Raw genomic sequence first — 16,200 nt, 5'->3', positions numbered from 1 at the left:
CGTCCTTGGGCTATCGGCCGCCCGCGCCGGTCACCGTCCCGGACCTGGCCTTCCGGCTACCCATGGCCGCCACCATGCAGTAGCCTCTCAATCGGCTCGGTCCAAAATACCGGTCAGGTCACAGTCAGCTCTGCACCCCAAACATTCTGGCTTGTCCGAGTACGGGCCGTGGCATCGATGAGTGAAACGCGGGATGTACGGGTATGCTTGATTTCGACCGTGAACGGTCGCGCGCTACGGCGCTTCATGTATGACAAGATCCTGAAAACTGCACGCTCAGCGGCGCAAAACGCGCCAGCGGCGGAAACACATCATATGGCGCACAAGCCATCTATGTCTAGTCACGCTTCAACACAGATGCGGCATTCGCCCTAGATGAACGCGTGTTTGCGCAATTCCTTAATCGATCCTTGCGCATCGCGATGATGGATGAATAGGCCTCCCGCCTGCTCCCACAGATGCCGGTACTTCTCCCGGTCATCCACGAGCGCGTCGCCGGGGCGACAATGCTCCCGCTTTAACGCGGCGCTTGTGGTGATTACCTCAACGCCGGGGAAGTGACGTTCTGCCCAGCGACGCTTCTGTGGCTCAGCCCAGTTCCCGCGTGGCAGGCCGGTCAAGATGATTGGCTTCAGGTGCTGAACGGCCTCGTACAGCTCCATGGCATCCGGCAACAGCGGAAGCTCGCCAAAGAAGCTGTCGAGCGAGGCGAGCTCGCCCCAGAAGCGCTTGAGGCCAAATCGGCGCTCGAACTCCTCCGGTGGCATCCCAAGGGCATGGGTCGCACCAGCATCAAAGTCGGCGAGCACGCCGTCGCAGTCCAGAAACACTGTTGGCATCAGACGGGACTAACCTCACGCATTCAGCATGCGTAATCTGGTCCAGCAACAGCGAGATCCAGAGGTAGGTTCAGCATCGGGCGTCGGCTTCTGCGACGATGCGATCCGTTTTCGGAAGAGGCCGAATGCGTGGTGATGATCAAAGGCTTCTCGAAACAACACCAAGCGCCAACACCACATATGCGCCGACGAGGAACCACGTCCGGAACTTCACCACTGTGGCACCGATCGTGGGGATGCGAAGGTAGAGGCTGGCAACAGCGAGCCCGATCAACACGAGCGAGACGAGAAACGTGATGGCACGAGGAGGGGAGAGGTTCAGCATACCTCATCGTGGCGCCGCATGGTTGAAGAGTGGTGAAGGCAGCGGCGCGGCCAGCATGATGATCGTGACAAGGGGGGGGGACGACGACGCCTATCCCGGATGGAACGGTATGGCAGGATGAGCCGCGGTACGCCTCTCTCATCCTGCCAACCAAAGGTGAAACCCTCACGTGCCTAGGCCAGAAGGGGGCAGGACGACGGCCCAGGCGCTCGCCAGCGGCGGGTCAGCCAATGCCAACCTACAGGTTTGAGCTCTGTGTGCGGGAAATCTCTCGTGCGGCTAAGAGGAACGGGAGGAGCACGGCGGTAAACGCTTTGGGGTGCGAGTAGTTGATACCGTGGGCTGCACCCGGGATTTCGACAAGACTGCCTCGAGGGAGAGAGCCCGCGAGGCTCGCGACGAATGCATGCGGGACGATGTAGTCACGCGTGCCCCAAACCACGAGCGTCGGCTGCATGACCCGGAGCGCCTTTTCCGCGATGTGATTGTCGACCATGCTGCGCAGGGTCAGAATGTAGCGTCCTATCCCACCACGGGCATAGTCGGCGAGCGCTACCCAGGCGAGCGACCAGCGCTCGAACGGTGCGATGGCGAAGAAGCCCACGACTTGCCGGACGAGTCCCCGTGCCTTCGGGTCCGGCGTGGGCCCCTGCAGCACGAGACGGTCGACGAGGTGTGGGTGCAGGAGTGCCAAATCAACCAGCACCTCGCAGCCCAGTGAATTGCCAACAAAGGCTGCGCGCTCCATCCCCATCACGCGCACCCAGGCAGCCAGCGCATCTGCGAGTTCGCGAACCGTCAGCGCTTGTCGAGGCTTTTCGCTTGAGCCGAAGCCGGGCAGGTCCGGCGCGTAGACCCGGAAATGAGGGGCGAGATATCTCAGGAGCGGGATCATGTAGCGGCTCGACATTCCAAGCCCATGCACCAGGATCACGGGCAGGTGGTCGTCTGGCACAGACTCGACCGAGACGCAGAAATGCATGGTCTTGCCGTTGACGCGAACCTGTCTGGCTGCGAGCCGGCCCAGATGCGCGCTTCGATCTTGGCGAGCACGATGCTGACCGGAAGCGTTGATCAGAGCCAAACCGGCGAGGATTCCGCCCGCCGCTACATAAATCCACCGTAGGCTCACGCTGATTATCCGTTCCAACCAAAATAGGGCCTAGCCGGAGAGTCTACGAACATCCAACGCCCCGCCTTAACCTCTCGCTTACCCAAACCCACGAGGTTGCGGGTCGGAACAGCCCAGGGAGAGAGCATGTCCGACACCATCGACACCGTTGGCGTTGCCGGCGACCGTATCCGCTCGATCATCGAGCGCGTCGAGAAGGTCGAAGAAGAGATCAAGGACCTCATGGAAGCCAAGAAGGAGATCTTCATGGAGGCCAAAGGCGAGGGCCTGGATGTGAAGATTCTCAAAGAAATCCTGAAGCTGCGCAAATTGGATCAAGACGAGCGGGACGAGCACGAGACCCTGCTCGACGTCTACATGCGCGCGATGGATGCTCCGAGCGCCGCGCCGATGGCCGAGGCTGCCTGAGCGGCAATCGAGAACGTTACCGAGCGCTGAGCTGTCGTGGGGGTCATAGGATCTCCACGGCAGCGCGCATCATCTCGTCATTCACGTCGATGTAGCGTTGGGTGGTCGAGAGATGCCGGTGCCCAGCGAGCATCATAATCGCTTTGGGCGAGATCCCAGCGTGAGCCAGCCGAGTGATGAACCATCGCCGACCGCTGTGGCTTGATCCGCCATCCAGCCCCGCCAGGTCGTACCAACCCCTCATAAGCTGACACAGCGTGTTCGCGCTGAACGCCGAGCGCTTCTGAGTGATCAGCGCCGGCTGCAGCGGGGCAGGGGGCAGAGCGAGGCTGCACCGGTACTGCTCCACCTCCTTGCGCAGCCGAGCGTTCAGGAACACCACTCGGGCGTGCCCGCCCTTCGTGACCCCGGCACTGAGACGGAGCTGTTCGCGCACTTTACCCTCGCCATCGATGAGGTCCCCCCACCTAAGGGATGCTATTTCTCCGACCCGCAGGCCGGCGAGGTAGCTCAACATGAGGGCCATCCGGTTACGAGGCCCATACCTGCCCTGGCTCACCACCGCCATCAGCCGTTTGAACTCCGGCTCGGTCGGTACCCTGGCCTGCTTCATGGATACCTCATGAGTTGCGCAGATCAGCGACAAACCATGATGTTTCCAGAACGAGCGAAGGGCGACCGCTTATTGCAGATCAGCAAGCCCAATGACTTAGGGTGAAACCTAATATAAGCTGCATTTTATGAGGTTTCTGGCCGTAGCATCAATCGCTGGCGTATGCGAAAGGGGCGGTGAGAGCCGCCCCTTTCGCACCTGCTCTTTCCGTTTAACGGAAATCATTCAGTCCGCAGCTCAGCATGCCCCGATTGTAGTGTTGAAGCGACGATTTTTGCTTAGCAAAGCTAGCCTCGTTTCCGGTTGCGAATAGGTTATGGATAGCCTCCACGCCGGATTCGATATGCCAAGGAACTAACGATCCCAACTGCTGCCTCGTATCGTACAACAGGTTGGCCTGCTCGATAGCTGCCAACTCCATGTAGGTCTCATGGTGGCTGAGTAGGTTCAAGCCAATCGTGTCGAAGGCGGGACCAGCGGGGCTCGCGCCGGGCATGAAGTCCCCCATCGTGCATAGACGGCCCAACGGGCTATCAAAGGGGAACTGAGCTTTACGATCAACCTGACCGCCATCTCGTGGCAGCGTGAAAGAACGGAAGTCGAAAGCTTCATCAGCACCTCGAGTGCCGCGCATACCGAGCCGGAGCCCCATGCTGATCTGCCCATAGGCTTGGGTGATCCGATAGGCCCGGCTGCTGTCGAACGTGACCTCGAGGGCATTCTGTTTAAGGTAGCTTCGCAAGGCCCGCTTGAGCGCAGTTAGGAGCACCGCCACACCGGGCTCGGTGGTGCCTAAAACGTGGATGTGCTTGATGTGAGCAAAATCACCCTGGTCGATCAGGCGCTTAATGGATCGGGGCCAATACCAGAAGTCCAGCCCCGTGTGTCCACCCAGTGCGATGCCGTACAGGATGCGGGTCTTCATCGCCTCCGTCCACCTATCGGCCTCGCGGTGGTTGCGCCCCTGATACACCGCCAGTAGCCGGGTCTCAGGCTTCTTGTTGGCGATGGCCCAGTCCGTGTTGTCGAGCGTAGCAGCTAGGCACTTGGCAAAACTCCAAACGCCGGGCTGCTTGTCGATGGCACGGGTAGGAACGTCTACGGGCAATCCTACATCGCAATCGCGCTCGATCCAGCTCAGAGATTGGGCGCGGAAGACGGACATCGGTGTTTTGATGGTTCCGCTGATGAGAGAGAAACCGCCACTATCGCCGAGAACGAATGAGGTTTTCCGGTTACGCTGGCTCACCATAGTAGGGGCCTTGCCACTGACCCCTTCGGCGGCAGTGTAAAGCGCCCATGGGTAGCTGAAGAGACCGTCCGGGCGGAGGAAGTCGAGCCGATGAGGCGAGAGGTTCGCCGGCAGAGGCCGCGCGAGTGCGGATGCGGGTTTCACCGCGAACTCGGCCGAGTTGCGGTTGATGGCGGGCAAAAAGCGAGCATAGTCATTCGCACGCTGGTGGAGCGCGATCATTACAGGATCCAGAGGTGAGAGGGTCAAAGTGAGGATGCCGCTGCATCCTCACGGATTGCGGTTCAGCGCATCAGCCGAAGTTGTTGGGCTTCAACGACTGACCCTCCGGCCAAGGCTGATTTTTGATCTTCACGATGCTACGCTCGGACCGATGGCCACCCGCGGATTTGGGGATGAACACGCGATGCTTAGCGCTGCGCGTGGCGAACTCGAAGCACAGCACAGCTTCGCCCATCCAGCAGGCCACATCCGAAGTGACTTCCGAATGCACCTTGGCGAAGGTCCGTAGGAAGGCCACAAAGTCGTCCAACCGCACTTTGGTGTTGCCGTCGTCCTTGGTGCCGGTGGCCCGGAGCGTGACCGGGTTGGCGTCGGCCGGGCTCTTAAGCGTGAGCCCCCGTCCGTCGATGGTGACAGTCACCTCCGGCCGGATTGCTTCCTTGCCCTTGCCGGCCTTTGGCTTCCGCTTGAACAGCTTCTCGGCGTTGGTGGCGTAGGAGCCCTCATGTGAGCCAGCGTTGGCGTTGAGGATGTCTGCTGCCACCTCGCACTGCGTCACAGGCTTAAGGGTGTTGGGATCTACGTCGAGCGGCACGTGCCGCCCCGACAGGCCTTGGAGCAGGGCGTTCACCGACCGGCGTTCCGTGTCGCCGCTTGCAGCGTCCGTGAAGATCACAAGCCGGCCCAGGCCCGTGGGAGTATCAGCCTCGGCCTCAATCACACCCACATCGAACACACGACGGCGGTCACCCCTTAGGTTCTCCTCGATCCGCTTTCGCATCCGCGTCTCGAGCCGCGTGTGCCCCTGAACGTTCTGGCCGAGGATGAGGTCACCTACATGGGTGCGGGTCTCCACAACCACGCCGCTCTGCCGCACCAACGGGCTCTGGGTGATCTTACCGTTCTCATGGAACACCACCTGCGGCTCGTCAGGCCGCTTCTCCGTGTTTGGGTCGTTGGGGTCGGAGCCGTGCTTCTTGGGTTCCGACGACAGCTCTACCAGCACACAGCCGCCCATCTCGAACAGCTCAGCGAGTGCCTGAGTCCGGGGTAGCGTTGGAGCCGTATCGGCAATCGCAGCCTCAATAAGCGACTGGGCCGCTTCACCCTTGCGCTCGACGTTTCCGTTCGGACGCACCACCTCCAATGGCATTCTGAACATGGTCCCTTCGCCGCCCAGGGCTTCGGTACCGCGCAGATAGAGCACGTTGCCCTTTCTCTCCGCGCTGAGCGGGATCGGCTTGGGGTCTTCGTCCCTGTCCTCTTTGGGGGTATGCTCAAGGGCATTGGTGCCGCCGACATCGGTGATGATCGCCACCAACCGACGCGCGCTGTCGCGGCCGAAATCGAAGTCCTCTCGCCGCAAGCCCCGCTTAATCAACTCACGCAGCAAGCCTTCATACCGCGAGCACAAGGAGGTCACACGCTTACTGGTGGTCCTTTTGCCGTCATCGTAACCGGTATTCAGTCCGTAGATGTATGAAGCTGCACCGGAAAATTCCTTCTTCCCGGTAGGGATTCGGAAATTTAGCTTCTCAAGTTCTGCGGTGAATTTGGGATTCCTCGCAAACCAGAATGACAAGACGGCAACGGCGAACTGAGTAGCGGTGGCGACGCGCCCTCTCTTGCCGGCCGCTTCGACGGCTGTTCCAATTGAGGCAAAACCCTTGAGCAGGTTCGCCCGATCAAAATCAGTGGGCGAACGAGTAGCCGTAGGAGGAATCGGTTCTAACAAGTCTTCGTTTTCCGAAACTTCTTGCGGATACGCGATCGGGGCTACGCAGTCTTGATTTGCATCAGTGTCGACGGCTTCGTAGACAGTCTCGGTGTCGGGCTGGATGTTGATGGGGGCGTCAATCATGGTCGGCATCCTAAGTGGATGCGGACGGCTGCCCACGCTGACTTCCAACAGCGTTCTGGCTCACCGCCCGCGCTGTGAACGAAGGCGGACGGAAAGCCAGGCTCGATCACATGCACGGGCTCACCGCCCGCGGTCGAGCGGGTTGGTAGTGAGCCGCCGGGAAGCGGTTATGAGGAGCTGCCAGTGTACTATGCCCGCCGCCGAACCAGTTGAACCGGCTCGTTCGACCCTGTGTGCCGCAGACGTCCTCTTATGGGCCGAAGCCTAAAAAGTACGTGGCCCCCCCGGAAGGGCGCTCATGCTGTGAACTGCTCCCATTCGTATCAACCCGCCATTTGACGTTGTGATACGGCGATCGTGCACTGCGACCACGCTAATGTTTGAACGACGAACCGTTCTAAAGCAGCAAGGACATTTCGCAGGTAGCTTCGCCTTGCGACGCAACTTCCCTCTGAGCATTCTTCACATAAGGACAAAATCGATAATGAAGGCTTAGCTCAAATTCCCGCCAGAGGAGATATCCTCGGCACGGGCATTGTCAAGGGAACCACACACAAAATCAGGTTCTACTTCTGATTGAATATGGTATCTAGACAAGCTCTTATGCGCAAAGATCTGCTTTTCCGTTTAACGGAAAAGGTGCGGCGCAGCGGAGGAGCTTGGATCTGTGAGCGTTACACGCTCACGTTCAACACCGCGCTTGCAGCAGCACTCCGTACGCTCAATCGCGTACTCGTTTGCCAAGCGCGGTGTTGAAATTTCTAAGATCAACACCGTGCAGGTAATTGGAATAGCGAAGCGTCGAAGGATTGCTGGCGCTGGTGTAGTTGAGCGCATTCCCCCCATGACTAATCTACCATACGGCAACCCTGAAATTTCAGGGTGATGGTCTATTTGTCATAGGGGGAAAAGTCGTGCTGTATGCAGTCTGCAGCGAGCCGCGCAGTGAGGTTTAGCAGCAAGTGGGATGCGTTATCTTGCCAGTCTCAGATTCCCTATAGCCCGCGTTCGCACGGGCCACATCCGGTGCCACCTAAAAGCTCTGCGTGGACAGCTTAGTAGGCGGGTTGATGGTTGCGGCGTCGCGCAGAGCCATCCAGCAACCTCACGGACGGGTGTCATTTTGAATTCGAGGGAGGTCGCCTTTTCTTCTTTCGCAGCACCATCAGTGCCGGTGTCCTACTTGCCAGTTTCCCGGTTTCTATAGCGCCGACCGCCCTTCTGCCGACAGGGCGATCTCTCGCCCACCGCCGGCTCATCGGGGTTACTTTGCGCTGCTCGTCTGGAGAGAGCTGGCCTACCTACGCTCGGCCTTCCGGATGGGTTTAAGATTCTACCCCACGAATGGGTCCATTGCCGCAGCGGATACCTTACCGCCATACAGATCCAGTATGTTTATTCAGTTCTATTTATACCTGCGGGTCGTTCGACTGCCCTTTAACAGGCGCCGTGGATAGCGAGGGCTGAAGACTGAGTGGGAGGCTGGGAATGGCAGCCTTTAGAATTCTGGGGGAGATCAATGACATGCGGACAATCAAGTTGATCGTCTCTTCAGCCGTCATGCTCCCACATCCGGGAGATGGAAACGGGTAGCTTTCTCCAATTCCGTAGCAGTCCATGTCGTTCATTTTACATTTCCTCTTTGTCTGCGTCAGTATATTTATACCTTGCATTTCTCCGCCCGATTCTCATTCACGAAATTCTTCGGTTGAACGATAGAACCATGGCTGTACCGTCCAGCTTATAGAGCTTGCCTAGGCTCGAATGCAGGAGATGTAGATGTCCGTTCTCAAATCCCTCAAGCTCAGCGCGATTGCTCCCGCCGCCTCGGCCAACGATCCTCTGGCTCGCGCGCGCGAGAAACTCTTGGCTCAGCTCGCCGAGCAGAAGAACATGGCGAGCGCCACCATCGAGGGTCGCTCGTACGAGTCGCCCAAGGCCATGGCCACCCGAAAGGATGCCTCGGGCCAGCGTATCCGGGTCGAGATCAGCCAGCGCGTGCGCAAGGGGTGGTTCCAAGATCTGGCCGGCACCGTGCATTTCATTATGCGCGTGGGCGGCAAGCCCCTGGAGCTGCAGCCGGGCAAGGCCGCCATCACCATCGGCAGCCTCGACAAGCTCCCTGGCGTGGTGGACGCTCTGATCGACGCGGTGAGGGCAGGGGAGTTCGATCCGCACATTCGGGATGTCGCTGCGGCTCGCGGGCTCATGATGGCCGAGCGTCGTAAGAAGGCCGCCTGAACCTAGGGGGGCATCAGCCAGCCGATATGCTGCCGCTAAGCCTCTACCCGCGTGGGTTTCCCCAACACGGATTGAGGCTTGGTATCCCATTCCAAGAGAAAGCGTCATGGCAGAAGAGCGGATCAAGGATCGTAATCAGCGCACTGTGGGCTACATCGTCAGCGAGTTCAGGGGACGACAGCGAGGACTGGATTCGCATCGCCGCACGCTGGGCTACTACGATGCCGATCGAGACGTGACCATGGATGCCGGACAGCGCATCATAGCTCGCGGCAATGTTTTGGCGTCGCTGATCTTCAACGCCGATTGATCGCGAAATTCATCCTGTAGCTGCTGCCGGGAACGGTGGGTCAGGGGATCACCGGCACCACCATCCTGCCCCTGCTGATGCCCTACGGCCATTCACGGGCCGCCTTCTCTGCGCAGCTAGCCATCTGCACACCATCCTTGACAGAGCCCTCCATCGACCCGTCTTCGAGCATAATCGGGCGTATGGATGCCCCAGTCTCTGCTAGCGCGCCGTCACCGCTCAGCGAGGGTCATCGAGCTGGCATTCGGTCGTTGCGTCTTCAAACGCTGGCTTACCCTCGTGCTCTTGCTCGTGACGTCCTGTTCGCCTGCTTCTTCATCGGCCTCGGCTCCCTGGTTGCTCGTAACCAATGCTTTCAGCTTCGCTCTTCGGTCTGCCGTTCGGCTGCTTCCTGGTCTGGCATCCGCGATAATGTACCGCTCCGGCGAGTGTGCGTTGCTCCTGGCCGGTCAGCTGCGTAGACAGCGCGGCACAAGGAGAAACGATGTCATCCGCAGTCAGAACGCTCGTCCTCGTACGGCATGGGCAGAGCACCGACAACGAGCAGAACCTGTTCTCCGGGTTTCGCAATCCCAGCCTGACGGAGCGCGGCGTTGCGGAGGCGAAGGCAGCCGGACGCAAACTGAAGGACCTCGGCTTCCGCTTCGACATCGCATTCACGAGCAAGCTGGACCGGGCGCAGCGTACCTTGACGCTGATGCTGGAGCAGCTGGATCAGAGCGATCTCCCTATCCGAGCCGACAGTGCCTTGAATGAGCGCGACTACGGTGAGCTGTCAGGCCTGAACAAGGCGGAGGCACGCAACCAGTGGAGCCCGGAACAGGTCCATCTCTGGCGCAAATCCTACGATGCTGTCCCCCCAGGTGGTGAAAGCCTTGCCATGACAGCAGCAAGAACGGTTCCGTTCTACGAGCAGGAGCTCGCCGTTCGCGTGCAGGAGGGCGAGCGCGTCCTGGTAGTTGCCCACGGCAATTCGCTTCGCTCCATCGTCATGCATCTGGAAGACATGAGCCCGGAGGCGTTGATGACCTTCAATATCACCACGAGCGAGATTCTCATTTACAGCTTCTCGGAATCAGGTGCGGTGATAGAGAAAACCTCAGTTGTTGCGACCTCTTTGCTATGACGATCGAGAGGAGGGGGTCCAACAACCCCGCTTCGTGTTGCGATTGGCTGAGCCTAAATGCTGCATGACAGCCTTACGGAAGAAACACTGCGAACCTTTCTAGCCGCCTTTTACGCCAAGGTTCAACGAGATCCCCTGATTGGGCCGGTATTTGCCCGCGTCATCCCTGATGGCGATTGGCCACGCCACCTCACCGTGATCCAGGATTTCTGGTCCTCGGTGCTTCTAAAATCTGGCCGCTACAAGGGCAATCCCTTCGGCAAGCATCAGAGGCTGAGCGAACTGACCCCGGCTCATTTCGCGCGCTGGCTCGCTCTGTTCGAACAAACAGCTACGGAAGTGTTCTCCACCGACGTCGCAGCGCTCCTCACCGAGCGTGCGAACCGGATCGGAGATAGCTTGAAAGCGGGCCTGTTTTTCCGACCAGAAGGTCTACAGCAGGATTGCTGACATCACCTCGTTAGGCCCAGCCCCCCCCCGGAGGCGGAGGTCGCCCACGCCGACGAGCGGGTCATAGCCCGAGCCGCCGCATGAACCAGGGGTCCCCTCAGATCTGAGGGGACCCCTGGTTCAGTACGTGATGTGAAGGCTCGGCCGGGAATCGGGCCGCAGTCCAGAGCCGGGTGCGGCCATCCTCGACAGCAAGACCCTGCGAACCTCGCCCGAGAGTGGCGAGCGAGCTGGCTACGATGGCGCCAAGCGCAAGAAAGACTCGAAGGTCCAGCTGGCCGTCGATACGCTTGGCCATCTCTTGGCCCTGCACGTCACCCCCGCCGATGCCGACGACCGCGCCCAGGTCGGACGTCGGGCGCAAGCCGTGCAGGCTGCCGCCGGTGACACCATCGATCTCACCTACGTCGACCAGGGCTACACCGGCGAGAAGCCGGCCGAGGCCGCTCGCGAACACGGCATCGAACTGGAGCTCGTCAAACTGCCGGAAGCCAAGCGAGGCTTCGTCCTGCTGCCGCGGCGCTGGGTGTTAGCTGGCGACCTCCTCGTCCTCAGCAACTCTCCCCTGTCTCCGCCTTTAGGTGTACCTTCGTCTTGCGCAAAACAGCGCACGGATCGTGGCCACTCAGACGCGCCAAAATCAGCAGGTCCGTCATGAGATCGATGATGTCACACTCAGCAACGTCTGCTCCTGTCATAGGATAACGCCAGCGCCGCTCAGTCGTTTGCTGCGCAAGGTAGAGGTCGCGAGCATTCCGAGCGAGTTGACCTCTCATGGCTTCCGTAGGCATGGGTATACTCCTCGGCCGCCCAGACTTTTGGAGAGTACGTGCCGTTCAGATGCTGCGCGTAGCGCGCTCGAATCAAACGCCGCTCCACCTGTATGGTTCGACTATCATTGACGAGTTTGCATGCAGAGGATCACGGCATTTGCATACAGAGATCTCGGCCACCGAGCTTGGTGAGCACGAAGGTGCACAGGAAGACCGCGATGGTGATCAGACCTGCGAACTCGCGCTCTTTCGAACGTCTCCAGGATAATGGCATCGGTCAGCACGCTTTTTGCGGCTATCCTTCAGATAGTTAGGTAGTAGATAGATTGTGTACAGGCAAAAATATCTTGGATAATATTTATATCAAAATTTATTTCTGCAACTTTGCAATCACCTCAGGTATCCACCGCATATATTAATGTGATTTACCGAAGCCAATGCATGAGCACGTATCATGCGATCCGCAGCATCAGCATCTCTAGATTCGATCGACTTTATGATCGATGCATACGCTGTGATCGCTCTCGAAAGCCATTGATCCTGTGCGAACGATTTATCCCGGATATTCTGCAAGTGTATGAACAGACTATCTGCAAGATTTTTTATTACAGCACATTGAGCAAGCAAAACTAATTTACGATGAAATTCTAGATTAAAAACAAAATATTCACTTGCTAGGTCCGAGTTGTGCTCGGCAACAGAGTGAGCAAGAAATCCTCGCAGCGATTGAATGTGGGCATCCGTCGCCCTCTCACATGCAAGCCGAGCTGCCATGCTCTCTAGAGCTGCGCAGGAGTAAACCATATCAATGATTTCGCGTTTCGATTTCCTGATCACGAAGACGCCGCGCCGCGCTTCTGATCGCACAAAACCTTGCTGCTGTAGAATGTTGAGTGCTTCCCGGACTGGCGTCCGGCTTATCCCTAGATCGTGAGAAAGTCTACGCTCGTCGAGGCGCACTTCCTCACTGTGGTGATAGATATCCATCGCACCGATCGCGATCCTTAGGCTTTCGTAAGCACGATCTCTAAGGGTTAATTGATTAGTAACGGATGCTAGTTCTATTTGGCGCTCACCCGACATCGGACATCCTTCAATGAGGCAACCCCAAAGAGATTCATATTTCACGACAATCCAAGTCGACAGACAAGCTTCTCACCATCAGCAACCAATAAGCTAATATATTGCATCGGAAGTATTTATTATTATGATAATATCAAATTAATATTTATGAGAATGCAATTGAACTATCGCGCGCACAATAACTATTTTCCGTGACGATGAGGTCCATGGCTATATCGTGAGCTTGTGGGTAGATCGTTGGTAGACGCCCCAATTCGAAGCCGATACCGATGATCAAAGGCTTCACTTGGCAGTGCGCAATCGTCCGGTCATAGAAGCCACCGCCATACCCGAGCCGAAACCCCGATGAATCAAATCCCACCAGTGGGGCAATCAGTACGTCCGGGATAACCGTCTCACCTTCGGCAGGGATAGGAATGTTCCAAACGCCCCGACTCATTGGAATTCCAGGCCACCACTCCCGGAACTGCAAAGGCTGTGCCTTCTCCACGACAACCGGTAAGGCAAGGCGAATTCCGCGGTCACGAAGTGCCGTTAGAACAGGCCGCGCGTCAAACTCCCCTTTGAAGGGCCAGTAAAATCCAATGAGCTTTCCGGAAGTCGGTACCAGTGCCGCTTCAAGGCTATGATTGATTCGCGTGCTCCAGACTGCGCGATCCTGCGCTGATATGCGGACGCGGGCGTCGATGAGAGCTCCGCGCGTCTCTTTCCTCCACTGCTTGATCAATTGCCAATGTGGGGTAGCGCTTTGGACGGGTGGCACTCCCGATGCAAAGTTTGTCTCCCCGTTTAAACCGAGGAAGCTCTGGTCCAGCTCATGCATGAAACACGGAGGCGAGCTGTACTCGCTAAACGTACCCAACGACGTGGAAGTAGGCTCTAACGGCAGTTCTGCCGGCTTACTGGAATGTCCGCCCATGCAACTCCCCTTTTTGCTATCGGGTTAACGGTTCCGCAGCAGAGGCCTTAGCAAGCTGCTCTCGCAGCGCCTTCATCTCAGCAAAGCGCACCGAAACGTCGCGGAGGACGGAGACCATGCCAGTCATGGATCCATGTCCATCCTTGAGTGGAACAATGGTGAACTCTAGGGAGATTTGCCGGCCATCCTTGCAGATACCAGGAACGGACAGGAGCGCGCCCTCTCCGTAGCGGCTCTCGCCCGTTGCCATGGTTTTTCGGTAGCCATCCCGTAGCCATCCCAATGACGCTTGCGGAGCCGCTCGGGCGTGATGATGTCGAGCGATTGGCCAATAGCTTCGACCTCCGTGTAACCAAAGATCCGTTCAGCACCCGGGTTCCAGACCCTGATGATACCCTCACTATCGGACGCGATCACAGCATCAGCGGCGGCAGCAATGATAGCGTTGGCAACGGTTTGGGTGAAACCCATACGGCTTTCTCCTTGGGCGTGGACAAACTCAACATTCGCGCTCGCCCATTCAGGCCGCCTGACGCGGCTCCTCAGCTAGCTCATCCGCAGGCCCGAAGAACTCGAATCGGATACGCTCGGCCGGCACACCTTTTCTTTGAAGCCCGTTCACCAAGGCGCTGAGGAACGGCTTGGGGCCGCAGAGATAGTAAGTCGCCGTCTGGTGAGGGGTCTTGCTGACCAGCCATTCGGGGGTGATGACCCCCGCCTCGTCGTAGTGCTCTCCCAAACGATCGTTGCTGTCCGGCTGCATGTAGAAGGTGCTTAGTTGGATCTTCTCGTTTTCACCGGCCAAACCACGAGCATGGTCTCGCATCGCATGGACACGCCCATTCATCGCGCCGTGCACGTACCAAGTGCTACGCTCTGGCGCCGTTGCAACAATCGTCTCCAGCATGCTCATCATCGGCGTTAGGCCGACCCCGCCACTGACGAGAACGACCGGATCCGCGGTCTGTTGGTCGAGGAAGAAATCGCCTGCTGGTGGTGCAGCGTGTAGAACCGTGCCGACGACGGCGTTGTCATGCAGCCAGTTCGACACGACGCCGGCCGGCTCGTTCGGCCGAGTCTCGCGCTTCACCGTGATGCGGTAGGCGCGATCGTTCGGCGCGCAGGAAATGGAGTAGTTGCGCTTGAGCACTCCGTGATCGGACAGATTGAGCTTGAAGCCCAAGTATTGTCCGGGCTGATGACGCAGGATGGGAGCGCCATCGGCTGGCACGAGCACGAACGATCGAATGGTCTCGCTTTCAGACGAAACGCTCTCCACCACGAAGGGGCGCCAGCCGTTCCAGCCTCCAGGCTTGGTGGCGAGGTCACGGTAGATCGTAGCCTCACGACCGATCAGGATCTCAGCCAGGAACCAGTAAGCCTCGCCCCAAGCTGCACAGATCTCTGGTGTTGCTGCATCTCCGAGGATATCGGCGATGGCCGCAAGCAGCGCATCCGCCACGTAGGGATAGTGCTCTGGTAAGATCGTGAGAGCGACATGCTTTTGAGCAATGCGCTCCACGGCACCCGACAGCGCACCGAGATTGTCGATATTTCGCGCGTACGCCAGGACACTCTGTGCCAATGCCTTTGGCTGCGATCCGGTCTCGCCGTGATGCGACTGGTTGAAGAGGTCGCGCATCTCCACATTCTTGAACAGGCGCTCGTACATGCGCCGTGTGATCTCCAATCCATGCACCTCAAGTGCCGGAACGGTCGCTTTGACGAGGGTGATGGTGGCAGGCGTGAGCGGAGTTGGCATGCGCAGCTCTCAAAGGTTCATCCGACATAGACCTTATACCCTGCCTGGCCTGAAAGGTGCAAGCGGTTTATATCTTTGATCTCTCACTGGAGCCCCCATGCGCCTCACCCGCTACACGGACTACTCTCTGCGTACGTTGATCTATCTCGGGCTGCACGAACCGCAGCTAAGTTCGATCGCCGAGATTGCACGCGCCTACGGCATATCCGAGAGCCACTTGACCAAGGTTGTTCACCAGCTCGGCCGTGCAGGGCTTGTGCGAACGAGTCGTGGTCGTGGGGGCGGTCTGCGCCTCGGCAAATCGGCCGCGGAAATCACGGTTGGCTCTGTGGTTCGTCAGACCGAAGAGGATCTTGCACTGGTCGAGTGCTTTGCAGGTGGAGCTTGCGCGATCACCGCTCCCTGTCGCCTTAGGCGCGTATTAGGTGAGGCACTTGCGGCCTTCCTTGCCGTGCTGGATCACTACACGCTTGCCGACCTGATCGGTGACAATTCAGGTGCGGAGATTGCAGCGCTTCTTGGGCTGTCACCTCACCAGCCCGAACCCCAGATTAGTTCACAGTGAATAACGAGAGAGGCTTATTGCACTATTGCAGTAATTAAAATTTCAAATCGATTAAAGCATCGTCAAGGCAAAAGTTACAGCAGCTAGGTGATGTAAATTCCCGCATAAATTAGTAATAGGGTCGCGCTTATCATGGACGTTGCCCCCTTCCATTTCGCCAGTTTTGGAGCGCGTCTCACAGCATCGTAATTACCCAGGCCCGTAATGGCGGGGTTTAAGCGCCGACGGTCTTGAGGATGGTGCCGAAGGGCGTGGCACCGGTCAGGCGTGCGGTATCGACGACGGGCGTGGCACCGGTCAGGCGTGCGGTATCGACGAC

The 16,200-nt window shown here is 58.4% G+C and carries 15 protein-coding genes and 2 pseudogenes; 7 read left to right on the top strand and 10 right to left on the bottom strand.

Features of this window, described 5'->3' with window-relative positions; genetic code table 11:
- Positions 1–371: 371 nt before the first annotated feature.
- The 3 genes from ASF41_RS15035 to ASF41_RS15025 all read right to left on the bottom strand — a co-directional run bounded on the left by ASF41_RS15035 (position 372) and on the right by ASF41_RS15025 (position 2,248).
- The gene (locus ASF41_RS15035) at positions 372–839 is read right to left on the bottom strand and encodes a hypothetical protein (RefSeq protein ID WP_056494532.1); all 468 of its coding nucleotides are present in this window, start codon (positions 837–839) and stop codon (positions 372–374) included.
- Positions 840–978: 139 nt separating this feature from the next.
- Positions 979–1,164 carry a hypothetical protein gene (locus ASF41_RS15030; protein ID WP_056494529.1) on the bottom strand — a complete coding sequence of 62 codons (186 nt, stop codon included), beginning with the start codon at positions 1,162–1,164 and terminating at the stop codon, positions 979–981.
- A 238-nt stretch (positions 1,165–1,402) separates the two neighbouring features.
- Entirely contained in the window at positions 1,403–2,248 is an 846-nt protein-coding gene (locus ASF41_RS15025; protein ID WP_244479670.1) for an alpha/beta fold hydrolase, read from the bottom strand.
- Between the two features lie 174 nt (positions 2,249–2,422).
- Between ASF41_RS15025 and ASF41_RS15020 the strand changes: the two genes are divergently transcribed.
- Entirely contained in the window at positions 2,423–2,704 is a 282-nt protein-coding gene (locus ASF41_RS15020) for a DUF2312 domain-containing protein (protein WP_056494524.1), read from the top strand.
- A gap of 43 nt (positions 2,705–2,747) precedes the next feature.
- On the opposite strand, the gene ASF41_RS15015 is transcribed toward ASF41_RS15020, so the two are convergent.
- The 3 genes from ASF41_RS15015 to ASF41_RS15005 form a co-directional block, all read right to left on the bottom strand.
- The gene (locus ASF41_RS15015; RefSeq protein ID WP_056494522.1) at positions 2,748–3,317 is read right to left on the bottom strand and encodes a site-specific integrase; all 570 of its coding nucleotides are present in this window, start codon (positions 3,315–3,317) and stop codon (positions 2,748–2,750) included.
- Positions 3,318–3,528: 211 nt separating this feature from the next.
- Entirely contained in the window at positions 3,529–4,791 is a 1,263-nt protein-coding gene (locus tag ASF41_RS15010; protein ID WP_056494520.1) for a hypothetical protein, read from the bottom strand.
- Positions 4,792–4,861: 70 nt separating this feature from the next.
- Positions 4,862–6,652 carry a hypothetical protein gene (locus ASF41_RS15005; RefSeq protein ID WP_156653322.1) on the bottom strand — a complete coding sequence of 597 codons (1,791 nt, stop codon included), beginning with the start codon at positions 6,650–6,652 and terminating at the stop codon, positions 4,862–4,864.
- 1,779 nt (positions 6,653–8,431) lie between these two features.
- Between ASF41_RS15005 and ASF41_RS15000 the strand changes: the two genes are divergently transcribed.
- The 5 genes and pseudogenes from ASF41_RS15000 to ASF41_RS23970 form a co-directional block, all read left to right on the top strand.
- A complete protein-coding gene (locus ASF41_RS15000) occupies positions 8,432–8,893 on the top strand; it encodes a DUF6641 family protein (protein ID WP_056494514.1) in 462 nt (153 codons plus the stop codon).
- 106 nt (positions 8,894–8,999) lie between these two features.
- Positions 9,000–9,203 (top strand): hypothetical protein, encoded by a 204-nt coding sequence (locus ASF41_RS14995; protein ID WP_056494511.1) that lies wholly within the window; start codon positions 9,000–9,002, stop codon positions 9,201–9,203.
- Between the two features lie 484 nt (positions 9,204–9,687).
- Complete coding sequence (locus tag ASF41_RS14990; protein WP_056494509.1) at positions 9,688–10,329, top strand: 2,3-bisphosphoglycerate-dependent phosphoglycerate mutase; 642 nt, start codon at positions 9,688–9,690, stop codon at positions 10,327–10,329.
- Positions 10,330–10,386: 57 nt separating this feature from the next.
- On the top strand, positions 10,387–10,779 hold the full coding sequence (locus ASF41_RS23975; protein WP_082504556.1) for a group III truncated hemoglobin: 393 nt from the start codon (positions 10,387–10,389) through the stop codon (positions 10,777–10,779).
- 157 nt (positions 10,780–10,936) lie between these two features.
- A pseudogene (locus ASF41_RS23970) lies at positions 10,937–11,323 on the top strand (transposase); the annotation flags it as partial.
- 619 nt (positions 11,324–11,942) lie between these two features.
- Here ASF41_RS23970 and ASF41_RS23960 read toward each other — a convergent pair.
- The 4 genes and pseudogenes from ASF41_RS23960 to hmpA form a co-directional block, all read right to left on the bottom strand.
- Entirely contained in the window at positions 11,943–12,635 is a 693-nt protein-coding gene (locus tag ASF41_RS23960) for a GntR family transcriptional regulator (RefSeq protein WP_082504552.1), read from the bottom strand.
- Between the two features lie 145 nt (positions 12,636–12,780).
- Positions 12,781–13,458 (bottom strand): 5-formyltetrahydrofolate cyclo-ligase, encoded by a 678-nt coding sequence (locus ASF41_RS23955; RefSeq protein WP_082559330.1) that lies wholly within the window; start codon positions 13,456–13,458, stop codon positions 12,781–12,783.
- Between the two features lie 112 nt (positions 13,459–13,570).
- Positions 13,571–14,025 (bottom strand): annotated as a pseudogene (locus ASF41_RS23950) (PAS domain-containing protein).
- A 49-nt stretch (positions 14,026–14,074) separates the two neighbouring features.
- Positions 14,075–15,316, bottom strand: a complete 1,242-nt coding sequence (gene hmpA / locus ASF41_RS14980; protein WP_056218052.1) for an NO-inducible flavohemoprotein — start codon at positions 15,314–15,316, stop codon at positions 14,075–14,077.
- Between the two features lie 97 nt (positions 15,317–15,413).
- Here hmpA and ASF41_RS23945 point away from each other — a divergent pair, with 97 nt between their 5' ends.
- Positions 15,414–15,881, top strand: coding sequence for an Rrf2 family transcriptional regulator (locus tag ASF41_RS23945; RefSeq protein ID WP_082504494.1), 468 nt, complete (start codon positions 15,414–15,416; stop codon positions 15,879–15,881).
- The last annotated feature ends 319 nt before the right edge of the window (positions 15,882–16,200 follow it).

It is taken from the genome of Methylobacterium sp. Leaf111 (genome assembly GCF_001423285.1).
Classification (GTDB): Bacteria; Pseudomonadota; Alphaproteobacteria; order Rhizobiales; family Beijerinckiaceae; genus Methylobacterium.
The sequence above is the reverse complement of the archived record's forward strand: the minus strand, read 5'-3'. Positions and strand labels throughout refer to the sequence as shown.